The 17,547-nt window shown below is 65.5% G+C and carries 14 protein-coding genes; all 14 read left to right on the top strand.

The window, feature by feature from the left end:
* Window positions 1–837 precede the first annotated feature (837 nt).
* The 14 genes from dnaA (at window position 838) to CO669_RS19015 (ending at window position 17,419) form a co-directional block, all read left to right on the top strand.
* A complete protein-coding gene (gene dnaA, locus CO669_RS19080) occupies window positions 838–2,247 on the top strand; it encodes a chromosomal replication initiator protein DnaA (protein ID WP_097661487.1) in 1,410 nt (469 codons plus the stop codon).
* Window positions 2,248–2,518: 271 nt separating this feature from the next.
* Window positions 2,519–3,637, top strand: coding sequence for a DNA polymerase III subunit beta (gene dnaN, locus CO669_RS19075; protein WP_097661486.1), 1,119 nt, complete (start codon window positions 2,519–2,521; stop codon window positions 3,635–3,637).
* A 57-nt stretch (window positions 3,638–3,694) separates the two neighbouring features.
* Window positions 3,695–3,982 carry a GIY-YIG nuclease family protein gene (locus tag CO669_RS19070; protein ID WP_097661485.1) on the top strand — a complete coding sequence of 96 codons (288 nt, stop codon included), beginning with the start codon at window positions 3,695–3,697 and terminating at the stop codon, window positions 3,980–3,982.
* Window positions 3,983–4,028: 46 nt separating this feature from the next.
* Window positions 4,029–5,165: a DNA replication/repair protein RecF gene (gene recF / locus CO669_RS19065; RefSeq protein ID WP_097661484.1), complete on the top strand. Its 1,137-nt coding sequence runs from the start codon at window positions 4,029–4,031 to the stop codon at window positions 5,163–5,165.
* Window positions 5,166–5,286: 121 nt separating this feature from the next.
* On the top strand, window positions 5,287–6,030 hold the full coding sequence (locus CO669_RS19060; RefSeq protein WP_097661483.1) for a hypothetical protein: 744 nt from the start codon (window positions 5,287–5,289) through the stop codon (window positions 6,028–6,030).
* Between the two features lie 145 nt (window positions 6,031–6,175).
* Window positions 6,176–8,329, top strand: coding sequence for a hypothetical protein (locus CO669_RS19055; protein WP_097661482.1), 2,154 nt, complete (start codon window positions 6,176–6,178; stop codon window positions 8,327–8,329).
* A gap of 139 nt (window positions 8,330–8,468) precedes the next feature.
* Window positions 8,469–9,164 (top strand): hypothetical protein, encoded by a 696-nt coding sequence (locus tag CO669_RS19050; protein WP_097661481.1) that lies wholly within the window; start codon window positions 8,469–8,471, stop codon window positions 9,162–9,164.
* Between the two features lie 280 nt (window positions 9,165–9,444).
* A complete protein-coding gene (gene gyrB / locus CO669_RS19045; protein ID WP_097661480.1) occupies window positions 9,445–11,880 on the top strand; it encodes a DNA topoisomerase (ATP-hydrolyzing) subunit B in 2,436 nt (811 codons plus the stop codon).
* Between the two features lie 180 nt (window positions 11,881–12,060).
* The gene (locus CO669_RS19040; protein ID WP_097661479.1) at window positions 12,061–12,699 is read left to right on the top strand and encodes a phospholipid scramblase-related protein; all 639 of its coding nucleotides are present in this window, start codon (window positions 12,061–12,063) and stop codon (window positions 12,697–12,699) included.
* An 87-nt stretch (window positions 12,700–12,786) separates the two neighbouring features.
* Window positions 12,787–13,254, top strand: coding sequence for an inner membrane protein YidI (yidI, locus tag CO669_RS19035; RefSeq protein ID WP_097661478.1), 468 nt, complete (start codon window positions 12,787–12,789; stop codon window positions 13,252–13,254).
* A gap of 126 nt (window positions 13,255–13,380) precedes the next feature.
* Window positions 13,381–14,676: a UDP-N-acetylglucosamine 1-carboxyvinyltransferase gene (murA, locus tag CO669_RS19030; protein WP_097661477.1), complete on the top strand. Its 1,296-nt coding sequence runs from the start codon at window positions 13,381–13,383 to the stop codon at window positions 14,674–14,676.
* A 216-nt stretch (window positions 14,677–14,892) separates the two neighbouring features.
* Window positions 14,893–16,287: an MATE family efflux transporter gene (locus CO669_RS19025; RefSeq protein ID WP_097661476.1), complete on the top strand. Its 1,395-nt coding sequence runs from the start codon at window positions 14,893–14,895 to the stop codon at window positions 16,285–16,287.
* A complete protein-coding gene (locus CO669_RS19020) occupies window positions 16,284–16,772 on the top strand; it encodes a DUF2867 domain-containing protein (protein ID WP_097661475.1) in 489 nt (162 codons plus the stop codon). The genes CO669_RS19025 and CO669_RS19020 overlap by 4 nt, the downstream gene beginning before the upstream one ends.
* The gene (locus CO669_RS19015; protein ID WP_097661474.1) at window positions 16,769–17,419 is read left to right on the top strand and encodes a 2-hydroxychromene-2-carboxylate isomerase; all 651 of its coding nucleotides are present in this window, start codon (window positions 16,769–16,771) and stop codon (window positions 17,417–17,419) included. Before CO669_RS19020 ends, CO669_RS19015 begins: the two co-directional genes overlap by 4 nt.
* The last annotated feature ends 128 nt before the right edge of the window (window positions 17,420–17,547 follow it).

Below are 17,547 nucleotides of genomic sequence, written 5' to 3'. Positions count from 1 at the left end.
CATGAAGATTTTGTTAAAAAATTTTGGCGGTGGCGGAGAATTGTCACATGAGGTGTGGCGTCCTCGATTCTGTGCACGAATCCAAAAACTTGCTCCGAAGCCTGTGTACAAGTCGCGCGTGACGTTAACCGACGTCAAGTTTTTTTGGTGGCTCGAGTGTGAATCAATTCGTTGCGAGTCTTTCCGCTTAGTGTATTCCTTAAGTCGTCAGCGGCGCCCACGATCTTCAGACCAGCGCGGTTTAGGAAACGGGGCGAGCGTGCAAATCGGCGGCGATGTGCACGTAGGCGACGCTTCAACAAGCGATGTCGGTTCAAAACCCATAGTAATATGGGAACGGTAGTTCTTTGTCTGAATGTCTCCAAGCGGGATCTTCCCGCCTCGCGCCCGGTGCGCATGAGAGACATCGCAAAGCTACCCCGGCAGGCAAGGCGGCGAAGCCGAGCGGACGATTAGTACAGACGGGCGGGACATCCGCGACTGAAGCGTTTCAGCGGCGGTTGTCTTTCACACGCAGGACCTTGCCGTGAGCGATCACGGCGGGACGGGGAGGTATCATGTCCTACGGATTCAACGCGGTATTGACACAAGTTTCATCGCTCAACGATGCCGTCTCCGATCCGTCCTGCGTTCAGCCTCCGACGTGCGAGGGCGCGTCGAGTACGCGCTGACCTCGCGAACTCTCCATCTCCGACATCGCTGATCTGACCCGCGGCGCATTTCCGCCGAACGGTCGAGCCATGCCTGATGATGGACTCGCTTGAGGTCGCGCCATGACAGGAAGCCCTGCATGGCGCTCACCACGCAACCTTATCTCTCAAGAGAAGTTTTCTGACGATGACAATGGAACAGGATCGCTGGTCACGCGTGAAGAGCCGGCTGCGCTCGAACGTTGGCGAAGACATCTACACGAGCTGGTTTGCACGCATGGATCTCGAAGGCGTGCAGGACGAGAGCGTGCGGCTCTCGGTGCCCACGCGCTTTCTGAAGAGCTGGATCCAGGCCCATTATGCCGAGCGCGTGCTGTCGTGCTGGCAGGCCGAGATGCCGGAAGTGCATCGTATCGATCTTACCGTTCGCTCGGCGGTGCGCCCGGTGGCGCAGCCGAAGGAAGCCCCTGCGCCGGTCGAGACGCGCCGTACGCCCGCGCCCGAGCTGCGCTCGACCGCGACCGCGCCGGTCTCGGCCAATCATGACGCGCTCGGCGGCTCGCCGCTCGATCCGCGCCTGACCTTCGCGAGCTTCGTCGTCGGCCGCTCCAACACGCTGGCGCATGCGGCTGCGCGACAGGTCGCGGAAGGTCGCCGCGGCGACCCCGTGATGTTCAACCCGCTCTACATCCATGCCGGCGTCGGCCTCGGCAAGACGCACCTGCTCCAGGCCGTGACCTGGGCCGGCAATTCCGGCAACGAGCGCAAGGTGCTGTATCTCACGGCAGAAAAATTCATGTACGGCTTCGTCGCCGCGCTGAAGACGCAGACGGCGCTGGCGTTCAAGGAAGCGCTGCGCGGCATCGACGTGCTCGTCATCGACGATCTCCAGTTCCTGCAGGGCAAATCGACCCAGGCCGAGTTCTGCCACACGCTGAACGCGCTGATCGACGCCGGCCGCCAGGTCGTGATCGCAGCCGACCGTCCGCCGTCCGATCTCGAAAGCCTCGATGACCGCGTCCGCTCGCGGCTTGCCGGCGGTCTCGTGGTCGAGATGGGCTCGCTTGGGGAGGAGCTGCGCCACGGCATTCTCAAGTCGCGCGTCGCAGCCGCCCGCACCCATCATGCGACTTTCGACGTACCCGAGGAGGTGCTGCATTATCTCGCGCGCACCATCACCCATAACGGCCGCGACCTCGAGGGCGCGATCAACCGCCTGCTGGCGCATTCCAAGCTCAACAACCAGCCGGTGACGCTGGAGATGGCCGAGCGCGAGGTGCGCGATCTGGTCCGGCCGCAGGAGCCGAAGCGGATCAAGATCGAGGACATCCAGCGTGTGGTGGCACGGCAGTATAACGTCAGCCGCTCCGACCTGCTCTCCTCGCGCCGCACCGCCAATGTGGTGCGCCCGCGCCAGGTCGCGATGTATCTCGCCAAGACGCTGACCCTGCGCTCGCTGCCCGAGATCGGCCGCCGCTTCGGCGGACGCGACCACACCACGGTGCTGCACGCCGTGCGCAAGATCGAGGCCCTGGTCTCCAAGGACACCGCGTTGTCCGAAGAGGTGGAGTCGCTGAAGCGCCAGCTTCAGGAATAAACGCCTAGGCCTCCCGCCATTCTCCCGCCGCTCCGGCCATGCCTGGGCGGCGGCCTTCGTTTTGGGCGGTAAATCGTGGGGAACTGGCCCCCAATCCCTTGAACTGGATGACTTTCCGCGCCACCTTGCGCGACCCTGACGGCTTTGGTCATATCGGTCGGCTGACCCCGGCTGGCGGGGTCAGCGGCGCCGCGGCGGGCTTTTCGACCGCCCGGCTTCTTCAACATGATGTTTTCCGTGAAGTTCTCTTGGGGATCGGGCGAGTAGTGCAATGAAGGTTACGGTCGAACGCGCGCAACTCCTGAAGTCACTGGGCCATGTCCACCGCGTGGTCGAGCGCCGCAACACGATTCCGATCCTCGGCAACGTGCTGGTCCGCGCCGAGAACGCCAAATTGTCGCTGAAGGCGACCGACCTCGACCTCGAGGTGACCGAGACGCTTCCGGCGGAAACCGCGACCGCTGGTTCCACCACCGTGCCGGCACACATGTTCTACGACATCGTGCGCAAGCTGCCGGATGGTTCGCAGATCGTGCTGGAGGCCGACGGCGACCGCGCCGTGCTGGCGATCCGCGCCGGCCGCTCGCGCTTCACCCTGCAGACGCTCCCCGAGAATGACTTCCCGGATCTGGCCGCGGGCGACATGTCGCATTCCTTCTCGCTCGCCGCCAAGGACGTCAAGCGGCTGATCGACCGCACCCAGTTCGCGATCTCGACCGAAGAGACGCGCTACTATCTCAACGGCATCTATCTGCACGCCGCCGGCACCGCGAAAGCCGCGACCTTGCGCGGCGTCGCCACTGACGGCCACCGCCTCGCCCAGCTCGACCTCGTGCAGCCCAAGGGGGCCGAAGGCATGCCCGGCGTGATCGTGCCGCGGAAAACCGTCGGCGAGGTGCAGCGCCTGATCGAGGACGCCGACGCCGAGATGACGATCGAGCTGTCGCAGGCCAAGATCCGCTTCACCATCGGCAACGTGGTGCTGACCTCGAAACTGATCGACGGCACCTTCCCCGATTACGGCCGCGTCATTCCGCAAGGCAACGACAAGGAGCTCGTCGTCGACAAGAAGGACTTCGAGAACGCGGTCGACCGCGTCTCCACCATCTCCAGCGAACGCGGCCGCGCGGTGAAGCTGTCGCTGTCGCCGGGCAAGCTGGTGCTGTCGGTGACCAATCCGGATTCCGGCAGCGCGACCGAAGAGCTCGAGGTCGAATACGCTTCCGACGCCCTCGATATCGGCTTCAACTCCCGCTACCTCCTCGACATCGCCGCCCAGATCGAAGGCGACGTCGCAACGCTCAAGCTCGCCGACCCGGGCTCGCCGACCCTGGTGCAGGACAAGGACGACAAGAGCGCGCTGTACGTGCTGATGCCGATGCGGGTGTGAGGGGCTTTTTTCTCTTCCCGTCATGGCCGGGCTTGACCCGGCCATCCATCAAACAAGATGACTTATTGGGTGTACATCCTCGCCAGCAAGCCCGGTGGAACACTCTACATCGGCGTCACCAACAATCTGGTCAGACGCGTCTATGAGCACCGTGAAGGCCTGGCGGACGGCTTCACCAAACGCTACGGGGTGAAGACCCTGGTGTATTTCGAGGCACACGACACGATTTCCGCTGCCCTCCAGCCCGAAAAGAACATGAAGCACTGGTCGCGCGAGTGGAAGATCGATCTGATCGTGAAGAGCAATCCCGCGTGGCAAGACCTTTATGATGAAATTGCCCGCTGACGCGGGCGATGGATTGCCGGGTCAAGCCCGGCAATGACAAGGAAACATGACCCCCTCCCGCATTCATCGCCTGACGCTGACGCATTTTCGCAATTATCGGGCGGGGGGGCTCGAGACGGCGGCTGACCTGGTGGCGCTGGTCGGGCCGAATGGGGCGGGCAAGACCAATTGCATCGAGGCGATCTCGTTTCTCTCACCCGGGCGCGGTCTGCGGCGCGCCACGCTGGAGGACGTCGCCGACAACCAGGGCGACGGCTCCTGGGCGGTGTCGGCGCAGGTCGAGGGCGCGCTGGGGCTGGCGACGCTCGGCACCGGCATCGATGCGCCGCGGGCCGACAGCGCGGTGAGCCGGCGCTGCCGCATCGACCGCGAACCGGTGGGTTCGGCGAGCGCCTTCGGCGACCACATCCGCATGGTCTGGCTGACGCCGGCGATGGACGGGCTGTTCATGGGCGCCGCCTCCGAGCGCCGGCGCTTCTTCGACCGCCTGGTGCTGGCCATCGACAACGAGCATTCCAGCCGCATCAACGCGCTGGAGCGCTCCTTGCGCTCGCGCAACCGTCTGCTCGAGACGCGCAATTACGACGACCATTGGTGTGACGCGATCGAGCGCGAGACTGCGGAGCTTGCGGTGGCGGTGGCGGCGACACGCGGCCAGACCGCGGCGCGGCTGACCGGCATGTTGAATGCGCGGGCGCAGGCCTCCGCCTTTCCCTCGGCTCAAATCGCGCTCGACGGCTGGATGGAGAACGCGCTGCTGACCGAGACTGCGACCTCGGTCGAGGACCGCTACCGCCTGATCCTGCGCGACAACCGCCCCCGCGATGCCATCGCCGGCCGCACCACCGACGGTCCGCATCTCACCGACCTCCAGGTAGTCTATGCGCCGAAAAGCATGCCGGCGCGCGACGCCTCCACCGGCGAGCAGAAGGCGCTTCTGATCGGCCTCGTGCTGGCGCATGCGAGCCTGGTCGCGGAGATGACCGGCATCGTGCCGTTGCTGCTGCTCGACGAGGTCGTGGCGCATCTCGACCCGAACCGTCGGGCCGCGCTGTTCGACGAGCTGAAAAAGCTCGGCGCGCAGGTCTGGCTGACCGGCGCGGACCCGGCGGCCTTCGCCGAGATCGGCGCCGGAGGCGAAGTGTTTGACGTTGAGAGCGGAAGAGTCTCCGCCCGGCGCTAGAGGCGGCATTGAACCCGCCCGTTTCCGTCTGCGACTAGCTGCATGAGGCCGCCACACGCGGCCATCGCGCGAATATCTCGGACACCCGCGCTATTCTTGGCAGTATCCTTGGAGCATCGGCATGACGACGACGAGGCATGGGGCGCAAGCTCCGGCACGATGGCAGTTGTTTGCGTGTGGCCTTGTCCTGCTCGCAAGTTGCCTGCTCGCGGCGAGTGCCGGCGCCTTCGTGTCCAATCTGCCGCCGCTGTTCTCGGCGACACTCACGCTGGACCCCGATGCCAAGCTGCCCGCGCCGACCCGCTTCAGCTACCGCGGCATCCACACCACCGTGATGCCCGGCGTCGAGACGCCGCTGCGGACGCGGCTCGAAGCCCGCGTGCCCGCGGAGCTCGGCGACGTCCTCACCTTCTATCGCTCCGAGCTCGGAAAGCTCGGCTGGCAGGAAAAACCCGAGGGCGCCGAGACGGCGGCCGATCACGTCCAGCTCGCCTTCGCCTCCCCGCTGGGACCGGCCGCACTGGAGCTCGCCCGCAAGGACGGCGGCACCGCTATTCATCTCGTGCAGAAGAATGCTGATGCGGCGGCTCGGGCGAACGTCCTGCCCGAGCCCGGCCAGGCAAAGCTGGTGTTCAGCAATATCAGCGGGACCGACGCCATGCTCACGATCGATGCGCGGACCGTCACGCGCGCCGCCGGCACGCACGCGGTGTCGCTGAATCTGGCGCCCGGCAAGTATTCCTACGAGCTGCGCGTGCCCGACCGCTCAGCCACCACGAAGACCCTCACCGTTGCCGCCGGCGATGCCTGGGAGCTCACGGTCGGGCGAGACGGCGACGCCTGGCCACCGCTGCAGCTTTACTGAGCCTTCGCAGCCCCCCAAGCCTGGCGCGATCTTTGAACCTCACGGGTTCCTGCCGCGACTTCTGGTCATAGGCCGCGCCGACGGTGTCGCAGCCTGCAATTGCGCGCGAGCCGATGCGCCGCGCCACGCCCCTGGAGACGTGACAATGTCGAGGATGACGCGCGGGACGCAGGTCCCGGCACGCTGGCGGCTGCTTGCATGCGGCCTCTTCTTGGTGGCGAGCTGCTCGATCGCAGCCGCCGCCGATGCGGGTATCGTCGACGTCCACGCGCTGCCGCAGCTCGAAGGCGCGGTGGAGGACACCTCGCGCCCCGATCCCTACCGCGTCGAATATCGCGTGCCGACGCCGCCGGTCGTGACGTCGCAGGCGGTGCGAAAACTCCTGATCGCCGAGGGCTGGGTGCCCTATGTGCTGCCGCTGGAGGAGAAGAACACCACGCTGAAATTCAAGAAGGGACGGCAGGGCCTGTCCGTTCACTTCACGCAGGCGCTCGGCCGGCCCGATCAGTCCGTGGTGTATTACACGGACGATCGCATCTACGGCAACGTGCCGTTTCCCGACGGCGCGAGCGAGATCGTGTTCGATGGCACGAGACCCTTTCTGGGCTGCATCGCGCCAGCAGCGCTCGAGGCCACATCGGAATTCTACGGCCGCGAGATGGCTGCGATCGGCTGGCAGAAGCTCACGCAGGAAACGGCCGCACGCTGGACAACCAGCCTGGATGAGACCGTTCCCAACGGCTTTCGCGCGTATTACGCCCACGCCGACAGCAGGGAGACCGGCTTCTACCAGCAGAAGCCGGTGATGCTGACGCTGACGCGCGGCGACGACGGCCGCACCATCGTGGACATCCGCGTCGCGCCCTTCGCCCTGCCCGGCGAGCTCAAGGCCGACAGCGACGCCGCCGGCCTGCCGCGGCCGACGTTCACCAAGACGTCGAGAGGCCTCGGCAGCGCGAGCTCCAACAAGCGCGAAATGTCGGCCGCCGCGATGGCCGAGCTGCCCGCGGTGCTCGCCTTCTATCATCGCGAACTTGCCGCGCGCGGCTGGCAGGAGGACGGCAGCGCGCCGCTCGCGCCCGGCGACGAGGTGGCGATCAAGATCTCCAACACTGATGAAGCCGGCGTGCTGCGGCTCGGCCGCAAATACGATTTCACCATGGTCAGCCTGACCGCGCAGGTGAAGGAATCCGCCCTCGCCGCCCGCGCCAAGGCGAAGAAGGAAGCGGACGAGAAGTTCATGAAGGACGCCGAGGCGATGGCCAAGCAGGTCATCGCCGCCGACGAAGCGCGGCGCAAGGTGCAGGCGGCCGCCCTGTCCGATGCGCCACTCGGCGCGCTTGCCGACAGCAAGACGCCGGTGCCCCTGCCCGAGACCGCCGAAGGCGTGAAATTCGAAGGCGATGGCGGCCACCTCGAATTCTCCTCCACCTCGAGCGTCAAGGCGCTCACCGCATTCTATCGCGCCTCGCTCAATCCGGCCGGCTGGAAGGAGCAGCCCTCCGTCATCAATCAGCCGAACATGGCGGTGATGGAATTTTCCAAGGGCGGCAAGTCGATCTCGATGACCGTGATGCAGATGGGCCCGAAGGTGAGTGTCAGCGCGAGCGGATCGGCCCTGGTGATGGCGGCAGCCAAGCCGGCCCCCATTCCGGAGGTGCAGGCGAAATCCTCCGAGCCGCTCAAGCCCGACACCGAATCCCCGCTGCCGGTACCGACCCAGCGGTCGTCGACCTCGCTCGCCACCACCAAGTTGCCGGGCACGGATACGCCGTTCCGCCGTGAGCTGGAGGCCAGCATCCCGGCCCCGCTGAACGACGTGCTGGCGTTCTACCGCACGGAGCTTTCCAAGCTGGGCTGGCAGGAAAAGGCCGACGGCGCGGCCGTGTCCGCGGAGCGCGCGCAGATCGACTTCACCTCGCCGCAAGGCCCGGCCGTCCTCAAGCTCGGTCGCGCCAGGAACGAGACCACGGTCAATCTGGCGCAGAAGAATCCGGATGCCGCCGCCAAGGCCGACATCATGCCGAAGGCGGGCCAGGCCAAGGTGATGTTGGGCAATATCGGGCCGAAAGAAGCCTCGCTCACGATCAACAAGCAGACCGTCAAGATCGCGGCCGGCGCCGGCGGCCCGCAATCGCCGAAGGGCCCGATGCTGGATCTGCCGCCAGGCAAATACCAGTACGCGCTGCGTGTGCCGGGGCGGCCCGCCCGCACCGACACCCTGACGGTCGCCGCCGGCGACGCCTGGGGCCTCATGGTGGGTCCGGGCGGCGACGTGCTGCCGCTGCAGATGTACTGATGCCGCATCCGCGCTTGTCATGGCAGGCGTGAACCTGTGCGGTTCGGAAGGCGACTAGTCGATCGGAGGCGCTGGCGACCGGGTCGCGGCCGCCGCAACGCGCGAAGATCACAACGCGCGACATTCCTGGAGAACGGGCATGACGACGGCAAGGCGCGGGGCCAAGGTCCCGGCACGATGGCGGTTGCTGGTTTGCAGCCTCACTCTGCTTGTGAGCTGCTCCCAGGAGCCGCTGACCGCAGCAGATGCCCACCCCGACATGCCCGTGCCGACGCGAGCCAGCCACGCGAGCTTCAGCAGCACCAGCGTGAACGGCGTCGAAGTCCCGCTCCGGCGCGAGCTCAAAGCCCAAGTGCCCGCGGACCTCAGCGACGTGCTCTCCTTCTACCGCACGGAGCTCGGAAAGCGCGGCTGGCAGGAAAGGCCTGACGGCGCGATGGTCGGCGCCGATCGCGCCCGGCTCGTTTTCGCCTCCCCGAAGGGGCCGGGCATGCTGGCGCTTGATCGCGCCAAGGGCGAGACCATTATCGACCTCGTGCAGCGAAATACGGAGGCCGTGGCCAAGGCCAACTTCCTGCCAATGCCAGGACAGGCGCGGCTGATCTTCGGCTATCTCGTGCCTGATGTGGCTTCGCTTTCGATCGATGATCGAACCATCAAGATCGAGGGCGGCTTGAACCATCCGCAAACGCTGGACTTGCCGCCCGGCTCATATTCCTACGAACTGCACGTGTCGGGTCATCTGGTGCGCACCGACACCATCACCCTCGCCGCAGGCCAGGCGTGGTTCCTGAGGCTGAGCGACGACGACAGCAAGTCGGACCAGATCTACTGACCCAGCGGCCCGCTCCGCGGCGCCAAGGCCCCCTTGAACAAGCCTCCGTGCCCGCAAAATCCACGCCTTCGCGGACCCGGAACGGGGTCTCGAATCGGGCTTTTCACGGGCCCCGAAATCGGCCTTCCCACGCCTTGAAAACCAACCAAAAAACCCTATCTGCTCAAAGGGTTGCGACAGCATACTTTGCGCTAGGCGCAATCCCTCTTTCATGGCACAAATAGCCTGCAAGTCAGCGCCTTTTGCGCCGCTGATTCGGGCGACATTTCGAAGGCCTCTCATGACAGAACCTGCTCGGCAGCCCGCTGCCGAAAACGAGCCCTCCAATCCGAGCGAATACGGTGCGGAATCGATCCGCGTGCTCAAGGGTCTCGATGCCGTCCGCAAGCGCCCCGGCATGTATATCGGCGACACCGACGACGGCTCCGGCCTGCACCACATGGTCTACGAGGTCGTCGACAACGCAATCGACGAAGCGCTGGCGGGCCACGCCACGCGCGTCGACGTCGTGCTCAATTCCGACAATTCCGTCACCGTGCGCGACGACGGCCGCGGCATTCCCGTCGACATCCACAAGGGCGAAGGCATCTCGGCGGCCGAGGTCATCATGACCCAGTTGCACGCCGGCGGAAAATTCGACCAGAACTCCTACAAGGTCTCGGGCGGTCTTCACGGCGTGGGCGTCTCCGTCGTCAACGCGCTGTCGAGCAAGCTCGGCCTGCGCATCTGGCGGGACAACAAGGAGCACTATATCGAGTTCGCCCATGGCGATGCCGTGGCGCCGCTCAAGACGGTCGGCGATGCGCCGGGCAAGCGCGGCACCGAGGTCACGTTTCTCGCCTCGACCGAGACCTTCAAGAACATCGAGTATGATTTCGCGACGCTGGAGCATCGGCTGCGCGAGCTCGCCTTCCTCAATTCCGGCGTCAACATCGCGCTCTCCGACATGCGTCACGCGGTCGAGAGGCGCGAGGAGATGCACTATTCCGGCGGCGTCGAGGAATTCGTCAAATATCTCGATCGCAACAAGAAGGCGATCGTGCCGGCGCCGATCATGGTGCGCGCCGAGGCCAACGGCATCGGCGTCGAGGCCGCGCTGTGGTGGAACGACAGCTACCACGAGAACGTGCTGTGCTTCACCAACAACATCCCGCAGCGTGACGGCGGCACCCATCTCGCAGGCTTCCGCGGCGCGCTGACGCGCCAGGTCAACGGCTATGCCGAAGCCAATGCCAAGAAGGAAAAGATCGCGCTGACCGGCGACGACTGCCGCGAAGGCCTCACGGCCGTGCTGTCGGTGAAGGTGCCCGATCCGAAATTCTCGTCGCAGACCAAGGACAAGCTGGTGTCCTCGGAAGTGCGCCCCGTGGTCGAGAACGTGCTCAACGAGGCGCTGCAAGCCTGGTTCGAGGAACATCCGACCGAAGCCAAGATGATCGTCGGCAAGGTGATCCAGGCTGCCGCCGCGCGTGAAGCCGCGCGAAAGGCGCGCGAGCTGACGCGCAAGAGCCCGCTCTCGGTCTCCTCGCTGCCCGGCAAGCTCGCCGACTGCCAGGAAAAGGATCCGGCCAAGTCCGAACTGTTCATCGTCGAGGGTGACTCGGCAGGTGGCAGCGCCAAGCAGGGCCGCAACCGCGAATTCCAGGCCGTGCTGCCGCTGCGCGGCAAGATCTTGAACGTCGAACGCGTCCGCCCCGACAAGATGCTGTCATCGGAGCAGATCGGCACGCTGATCACCGCGCTCGGCACCGGCATCAGCGACGAGTTCTCCATCGAGAAGCTGCGCTATCACAAGATCATCGTGATGACGGACGCCGACGTCGACGGCGCCCACATCCGTACGCTGCTGCTGACCTTCTTCTACCGGCAGATGCGCGACATCATCGACGGCGGCTATCTCTATATCGCGCAGCCGCCGCTCTATAAGGTCTCCAGAGGCAAGTCCGAGCAATACCTGAAGGACGAGCGCGCGCTGGAAGACTATCTGATCGACGCCGGCCTCGACGACTGCGTGTACATCCCCGGCACCGGCGGCGACCGCTCGGGGCGCGATCTGCGCGCGCTGGTCGACGACGCGCGCGTCGTTCGCAGCATCCTGCGCAACCTGCACAGCCGCTATAACCGCAAGGTGGTCGAGCAGGCCGCGATCACCGGCGTGCTGAACAAATCGGTTTACGGCAATCCCGAGAACGCCGCGGCGGCTGCGCAGTATATCGCGACCCGGCTGGACAGCCAGGCCGAGGAGGTCGAGCGCGGCTGGGTCGGCCAATTCGTCGAAGGCCAGGGCTTCCTGTTCGAGCGCACCGTGCGCGGCGTCAAGGAAGCGGCCATCATCGACGATGCGCTGCTCGGCTCGGTGGAAGCCCGCAAGCTCGACGAGTACGCGCCCAAGCTCCAGGACGTCTATGCCCGCTCCGGCAAGCTGCGGCGGAAGGATAGCGAGCATGTGGTGCACGGCCCGTCCGACCTGTTCGAGGCGGTCACCGACTCCGGGCGCAAGGGCATCACGCTGCAGCGCTACAAAGGTCTCGGCGAGATGAACCCCGAGCAACTCTGGGAGACCACGCTCGACACCGAGGTGCGCTCGCTGCTGCAGGTGAAGGTCAAGGAGGTCGATGAGGCCGACGACATCTTCACCAAGTTGATGGGCGACGTGGTCGAGCCGCGCCGCGACTTCATCCAGGAACATTCGCTGAGCGCGACGATCGATATCTGAGGCGCAACAGCGTCATGGCCGGGCTTGTCCCGGCCATCGACGGCCTTGCTCCGAAGAAACGAGACGTGGATGCCCGGGACAAGCCCTGGGCATGGCGGCGAGACCAATCCCACCCCCTGAACCTCCCCACTGGCCACTGCGACAAAATGGCGTAGCTGGCACTGGGAGAGGTCCGAGCGAATGTTGTCGACTTTAGCTAACCAGCGCCAAATGTACGTGCAGCAGGCCTTCGAATTGGCCGAGCTCTTCGGTCTCGAAACCCGCAACAAATACCGCATCTGCGATCAAAATGGTCGCGATCTGCTCTATGCGGCCGAGCAGCAAAAGGGACTTCTCGGCTTCCTGGGGCGCCAGGTATTTGGGCATTGGCGCGCTTTTGAGATCCTTTTTTTCGACAATGCCCGACAGCAGGTCATGCGCGGGATTCATCCCTTCCGCTGGTTCTTTCAGTGTCTGGAGCTGCATTCGCGCGACAGCCGCCTGATCGGAACCATCGAGCGTCAGTTTTCGATTCTCACCAAGACCTTCCATGTGCGCGATGCGCAGGGGAGAGTGTTGCTCGAAGTCAGCTCGCCATTTTGGCGCGTGTGGACATTTCCGTTCATGCGCGGAGCGCACGAGCACGCGCGCGTTGCGAAAAAATGGTCCGGCCTCGGCTCTGAACTGTTTACGGACCGCGATAGTTTTCTCGTGGAATATCTGGACCCCGGCCTGACCGAAGATGAGCGAGCGCTGGTTCTCGCAGCGGCCATCTACATCGACCTCATGTACTTCGAAGTCAAAGGCGAGGGCGGTGCGATCAATTGGCTTCGCAATTGAAGCCCCGTCTAGCTCCCTGAACCTCGCCACCCGCCATCGCGACGAAGGGGCATGACAAGGCCAATCCCGGCCGGGAAGTGTCACGCCATGACCGCCTCTGCACCGACCAGCTCCGCCGTGCCATCCCGCCGTCTCGGCATTATCGGCAGCATTGTCGGTGTGCTGGCGCTGATGGCGGCCGTGTTGCCGCATTGGGTGGTGCCGATGGTGTTTCCGCCGCCGCCGGCGGACCAGGTCATCGTCGACACCGGCCATCGCATCAAGGACCGCGTGATGGCGCGCGTGAAGGGGATCGAGTATCAGGCCCCGAAGGTCGAGAAATCGGCCGGACGCAGCTGGAGCGAAGCCGCTTCCGCCACCGCGATCTCGCTCGGCCTGCTCGCCATCTTGCTGTCGGTCCTCTCGCTGGTCTTCAGGGAAGAGCGGCTCCTCGCCGGCGTCGCGGCCCTCCTCGGCACCGGCGCGATCGCGATCGAAATCTCCTTCGTCATGATCGGCGCGCTGATCCTGATCGCGATCCTCTATGTGGTGGGGAACATCATCGGCCTGCTCTGAGCCCCCCGCAGAAGGCAGCCGGCGGCCCCTGGAGCCCGCACCCAGCGCAATTGCTACCGCGCTCAATTCCCTATAGTTTCCGCCTCCAAAGCAGCCCGCCCCAACCCATCAGGACGGAGAAATCCCGTGGCGCCCATCCAATACATCGTCGAGGGCGGTCACCGGCTCTCGGGCTCGATCGAGCCGTCCGGCAACAAGAATTCGGCGCTGCCGATCATCGCCGCGGCGCTGCTCACCGAACATCCGGTGACGCTGGAGAACGTGCCGCGCATCCGCGACACCGAGACGCTGGTCGAGCTGATCCGCTCGGTCGGCGCGGCCGCGGAATGGACCGCCCGCAACACGCTTCACATCCACGCCAAGAGCATCCGCGCGGCCGACCTCGATCCCGAGCTGTGCGTGCGCATCCGCGCCTCGATCCTGCTCGCAGGCCCCCTGCTCGCCCGCTGCGGCGAAGTGATGCTGCCGCCGCCGGGCGGCGACGTCATCGGCCGGCGTCGGCTCGACACCCATGTGCTGGCGCTGGAGCAGTTAGGGGCGAAAGTCACCGCGACCGACCGGCTCGAATTCCGCGCGGCCAGGCTCGCCGGCGCCGACGTGTTCCTGGACGAACCGAGCGTGACCGCAACCGAGAACGCGCTGGTCGCCGCGGTCGCCGCCGACGGCGTCACCTATCTGCGCAACGCAGCCTCTGAGCCGCATGTGCAGGACCTCGCCAATTTCCTCGTCGCGCTCGGCGCCAGGATCGAGGGCATCGGCACCAACACCATGATCGTGCACGGGCCGGCGACGCTGGGGGCAACGACCTACCGCATCCAGCCCGATCACATCGAGGTCGGCTCGCTGATCGGCCTTGCCGCCGTGACGCGCTCGCCGCTGCGCATCACCCGTGCCGGCGTCGAGCATCTGCGCTCGATCCGCATGGGTTTCGAGCGGCTCGGCATCGTCTGCCGCGTCGAGGGCGATGACCTCATCGTTCCCTCGAACCAGACCCTGAAGATCCAGGACGATTTCGGCGGCCACGTGCCGAAGCTGGAGGACCAGCCCTGGCCGGCCTTCCCGGCTGACCTGATGTCGATCGCGATCGTCACCGCCACGCAATGCGAGGGCGTGATCCTGATGTTCGAGAAGATGTTCGAATCCCGGATGTTCTTCGTCGACAAGCTGATCGCGATGGGCGCGCGCATCGTGCTGTGCGACCCCCACCGCGCGATCATCGCGGGTCCCAGCCGCCTGCATGGCGCGACCATGACCTCACCCGACATCCGCGCCGGCATGGCGATGCTGCTGGCCGCCGAATGCGCCCAGGGCACCTCCACCATCAACAACGCCGACCAGATCGAGCGCGGCTACGAGCGTATCGAGGAACGGCTGAACGCGCTGGGCGCGAAGATCAAGCGCGTGCCGGAGCGGAAGGGCTGAGTCTTCTCTCCTTCCAGGAGACGGTCGGTTCTCCTCGCACAGTCTCGTAGGGTGGGCAAAGCGAAGCGTGCCCACGGCTTTCTTTGGACCAATGAATAGGTCGTGGGCACGGCGCAAATGCGCCTTTGCCCACGAGACCGAGCGGGCTGATAGAGCATCTCACCTCTCGTTCTCACGAGCCATGTTTTGGTCGCCCGGCTGTGCTAATGAGCCGCCATGCTCGACACCGTCCAACATCACGCGCAGCCGCAAACCGGCGCGCCACAAAACCATCTCGCGCAGGAATTCGTCGAGACGCTGCGGCTGGCCGTGCCGCTGATGCTGACGCAGCTCGGACAGATCGCGATGATCACGACCGATCTCGCGCTGATCGGCCGGCTCGGCGAGGGCGCGGTGGCGGCGGCGGCGTTGGCGCATACGGTCTACTTCGTCAGCTTCACCTTCGGGCTCGGACTGATGTCGGCGGTGTCGCCGCTGGCCGCGCAGGCATTCGGCGCCGGCGACGTCAGGCGCATCCGCCACTCCCTGCGCGTCGGGCTATGGGTCGCGCTCTTGATCTCGCTGCCTATGATGGCCTCGCCGCTCTATGGCGAGCAGATCCTGATCGCGCTCGGCCAGCTGCCGCAATCGGCCGCGCTCGCCCAGCGCTATCTCAACGGCCTCGCCTGGGGCATCGCGCCCGCACTCGGCTTCATCGCACTGCGCAGCATGATGAGCGCAATGAACCGGCCGCAGGCACCGCTGTGGATCACGGTAGCCGCGATCCCGGTCAATGCCGCGCTGGTCTATGCCTTGATCCACGGTCTGTTCGGCCTGCCGGAGCTCGGCCTGTTCGGGGCCGGGCTTGCGACCACGATGGTCAATCTCGGCACCTTCCTCGCGACTCTCGCCATCGCCGCATGGCGGAAGCCGTTCGTGGACTACCGCCTGCTCGCCCATCTGTGGCGGATCGACTGGCCGCTGATGCGGCAGCTGATCGCGGTCGGTGCGCCGATCTCGTTTTCCCTGCTGCTGGAATATGGCCTGTTCTCCTCGGCCGCGCTGCTGATGGGATTGATCTCGACCACCGCGATTGCCGCACACCAGATCGCGCTCCAGGTCACTGCCGTGCTGTTCATGGTGCCGCTCGGCATCGGTATGGCGGCGACGGTGCGGGTCGGCCACGCCTTCGGCCGCGGCGAGCCGGCGGCGGTGAAGCGCGCCGGGCTGGCCGCCGCCGTGCTCGGCATCGCGCTGGTCTCGGCCCTGACGCTTGCCATCGTCCTCGGCCGCTACGAGCTGGGCCGATTGTTCTTCGGCGCCGGAGAAGCCAGCGCGCCCACGGTCGCGCTGACCGCGACGCTGCTGCTGGTCGGCGCCACCTTCTTCATCGCCGACGGGCTCCAGACCATCATGGGCGGCGCGCTACGCGGCCTCAACGACACAAGGATGACGCTGGCGTTCGCTGCGATCGGCTATTGGGGCATCTCCTTTCCCGTCGCCTGGATTCTTGCCTTCCACACGGGGCTGGGCGCGGTCGGCGTCTGGGTCGGGTTCTCGGTGGGGACATTCGTCTATGCCGGCCTGCTGATCTTGCGCTTCCGGATGTTGACGCGCAAACTGGCGGCATGATCGCCACGGTCCGCGAAATCACCCCTGATGTCGACGCCGGCACGGTGCTGGCAGGCGCGCAGTTCATCGACGCATTTCGCGCGGACGTCGGCGCGACCAGCGTGAGTGCCCGCGAGGCCTGCACACGGATGGTGCTGCACGGGCCGCGCTGGGTCGACGCGCTGACGCGCTTGCGCAACATCCTGGTGAAGCCCTTCGGGCTGAAGACGTCGGGCGACGGTGCCCCGGCGCCGCACGGGATGGTCGGCCTGTTTCCGGTCCTGAGCGAAACACCGGAGCGGCTGATCGCCGGCTTTGACGACTACCATCTCGATTTCCGCGTCGTGGTTGACGTCGCCGGCGACGCGGCGGACCGGCGGGTGACATTGACCACATTGGTGCGGACCAACAATCTGCTCGGGCGGGCTTATCTCTCGCTGATCGTGCCGTTCCACAAGCTCGTGGCCCGCAGCATGATGGGATGCATCGTGGAGCCGGCCCGATGACCCTGTCGGTCGACCTCTTCTACTCCTTCCGCAGTCCGTTCAGCTATCTGGCGCTGCCGAAGACGCTCAAGCTCGTCGAGCAATACGATCTCACCGTGAACCTGCGGCCGGTCTACCCGCTCGCGGTGCGCGTGCCCGGATTCTTCAAGAAGGCCAGCCCGAGCTTCATTCGCTATGTCGTGCTCGACAGCACGCGCGTCGCACAGCACGAGGGCATTCCGTTCCGCTTTCCCCGGCCCGATCCGATCGTGCAGGACAAGACCACCTTCGATGTCGCGGCCGAGCAGCCCTACATCCACCGTCTGACCCGGCTCGGCGCCATGGCGCAGCTCGAGGGACGCGCGCTCGAATTTGCATATGCGATCGCGCGCGTGCTGTGGGACGGCTCGGTCGCGGGCTGGAACGAGGGCGATCATCTCGCACGCGCCGCCGAAGCCGCGGGCTTCGATCTCGCCGCGATGGACGCCGCGATCAGCGCCGATCCGGATCGCTACGAGCAGGTCATCGCGGCGAACGAGAAGGATCACGCCGCATCAGGCCATTGGGGCGTGCCGACCTTCGTGTTCGAGAACGAGCCGTTCTTCGGCCAGGACCGCATCGATTTGCTGGTCTGGCGTATGCAGGGCAAGGGCCTGACGAAGCGCTAGAGCGTTTTCGAGCGAAGTGGGGACCGGTTCGCGTCAGGAAAACGCGTCAAAACCAGAATCTAGGTTCTGTACTCAAACCCCCTTGTCGCCGCTGAGCCGGAGTGATTCAAGGCTTCCCAATGGAGGCT

Source organism: Bradyrhizobium sp. Y36, from assembly GCF_002531575.1.
GTDB lineage: Bacteria > Pseudomonadota > Alphaproteobacteria > Rhizobiales > Xanthobacteraceae > Bradyrhizobium.
Note: the sequence above shows the minus strand (reverse complement) of the source record. Positions and strands in the feature narration are given on the sequence as shown.

What these genes read in the sequence shown, in the direction of transcription:
- dnaN (WP_097661486.1), top strand. Translation starts at nt 2,519, where the DNA reads ATGAAGGTTACGGTCGAACGCGCGCAACTCCTGAAGTCACTGGGCCAT.
- CO669_RS19025 (WP_097661476.1), top strand. Translation starts at nt 14,893, where the DNA reads ATGCTCGACACCGTCCAACATCACGCGCAGCCGCAAACCGGCGCGCCA.
- dnaA (WP_097661487.1), top strand. Translation starts at nt 838, where the DNA reads ATGACAATGGAACAGGATCGCTGGTCACGCGTGAAGAGCCGGCTGCGC.
- yidI (WP_097661478.1), top strand. Translation starts at nt 12,787, where the DNA reads ATGACCGCCTCTGCACCGACCAGCTCCGCCGTGCCATCCCGCCGTCTC.
- CO669_RS19070 (WP_097661485.1), top strand. Translation starts at nt 3,695, where the DNA reads ATGACTTATTGGGTGTACATCCTCGCCAGCAAGCCCGGTGGAACACTC.
- CO669_RS19040 (WP_097661479.1), top strand. Translation starts at nt 12,061, where the DNA reads ATGTTGTCGACTTTAGCTAACCAGCGCCAAATGTACGTGCAGCAGGCC.
- CO669_RS19020 (WP_097661475.1), top strand. Translation starts at nt 16,284, where the DNA reads ATGATCGCCACGGTCCGCGAAATCACCCCTGATGTCGACGCCGGCACG.
- CO669_RS19015 (WP_097661474.1), top strand. Translation starts at nt 16,769, where the DNA reads ATGACCCTGTCGGTCGACCTCTTCTACTCCTTCCGCAGTCCGTTCAGC.
- gyrB (WP_097661480.1), top strand. Translation starts at nt 9,445, where the DNA reads ATGACAGAACCTGCTCGGCAGCCCGCTGCCGAAAACGAGCCCTCCAAT.
- CO669_RS19050 (WP_097661481.1), top strand. Translation starts at nt 8,469, where the DNA reads ATGACGACGGCAAGGCGCGGGGCCAAGGTCCCGGCACGATGGCGGTTG.
- CO669_RS19060 (WP_097661483.1), top strand. Translation starts at nt 5,287, where the DNA reads ATGACGACGACGAGGCATGGGGCGCAAGCTCCGGCACGATGGCAGTTG.
- recF (WP_097661484.1), top strand. Translation starts at nt 4,029, where the DNA reads ATGACCCCCTCCCGCATTCATCGCCTGACGCTGACGCATTTTCGCAAT.
- CO669_RS19055 (WP_097661482.1), top strand. Translation starts at nt 6,176, where the DNA reads ATGTCGAGGATGACGCGCGGGACGCAGGTCCCGGCACGCTGGCGGCTG.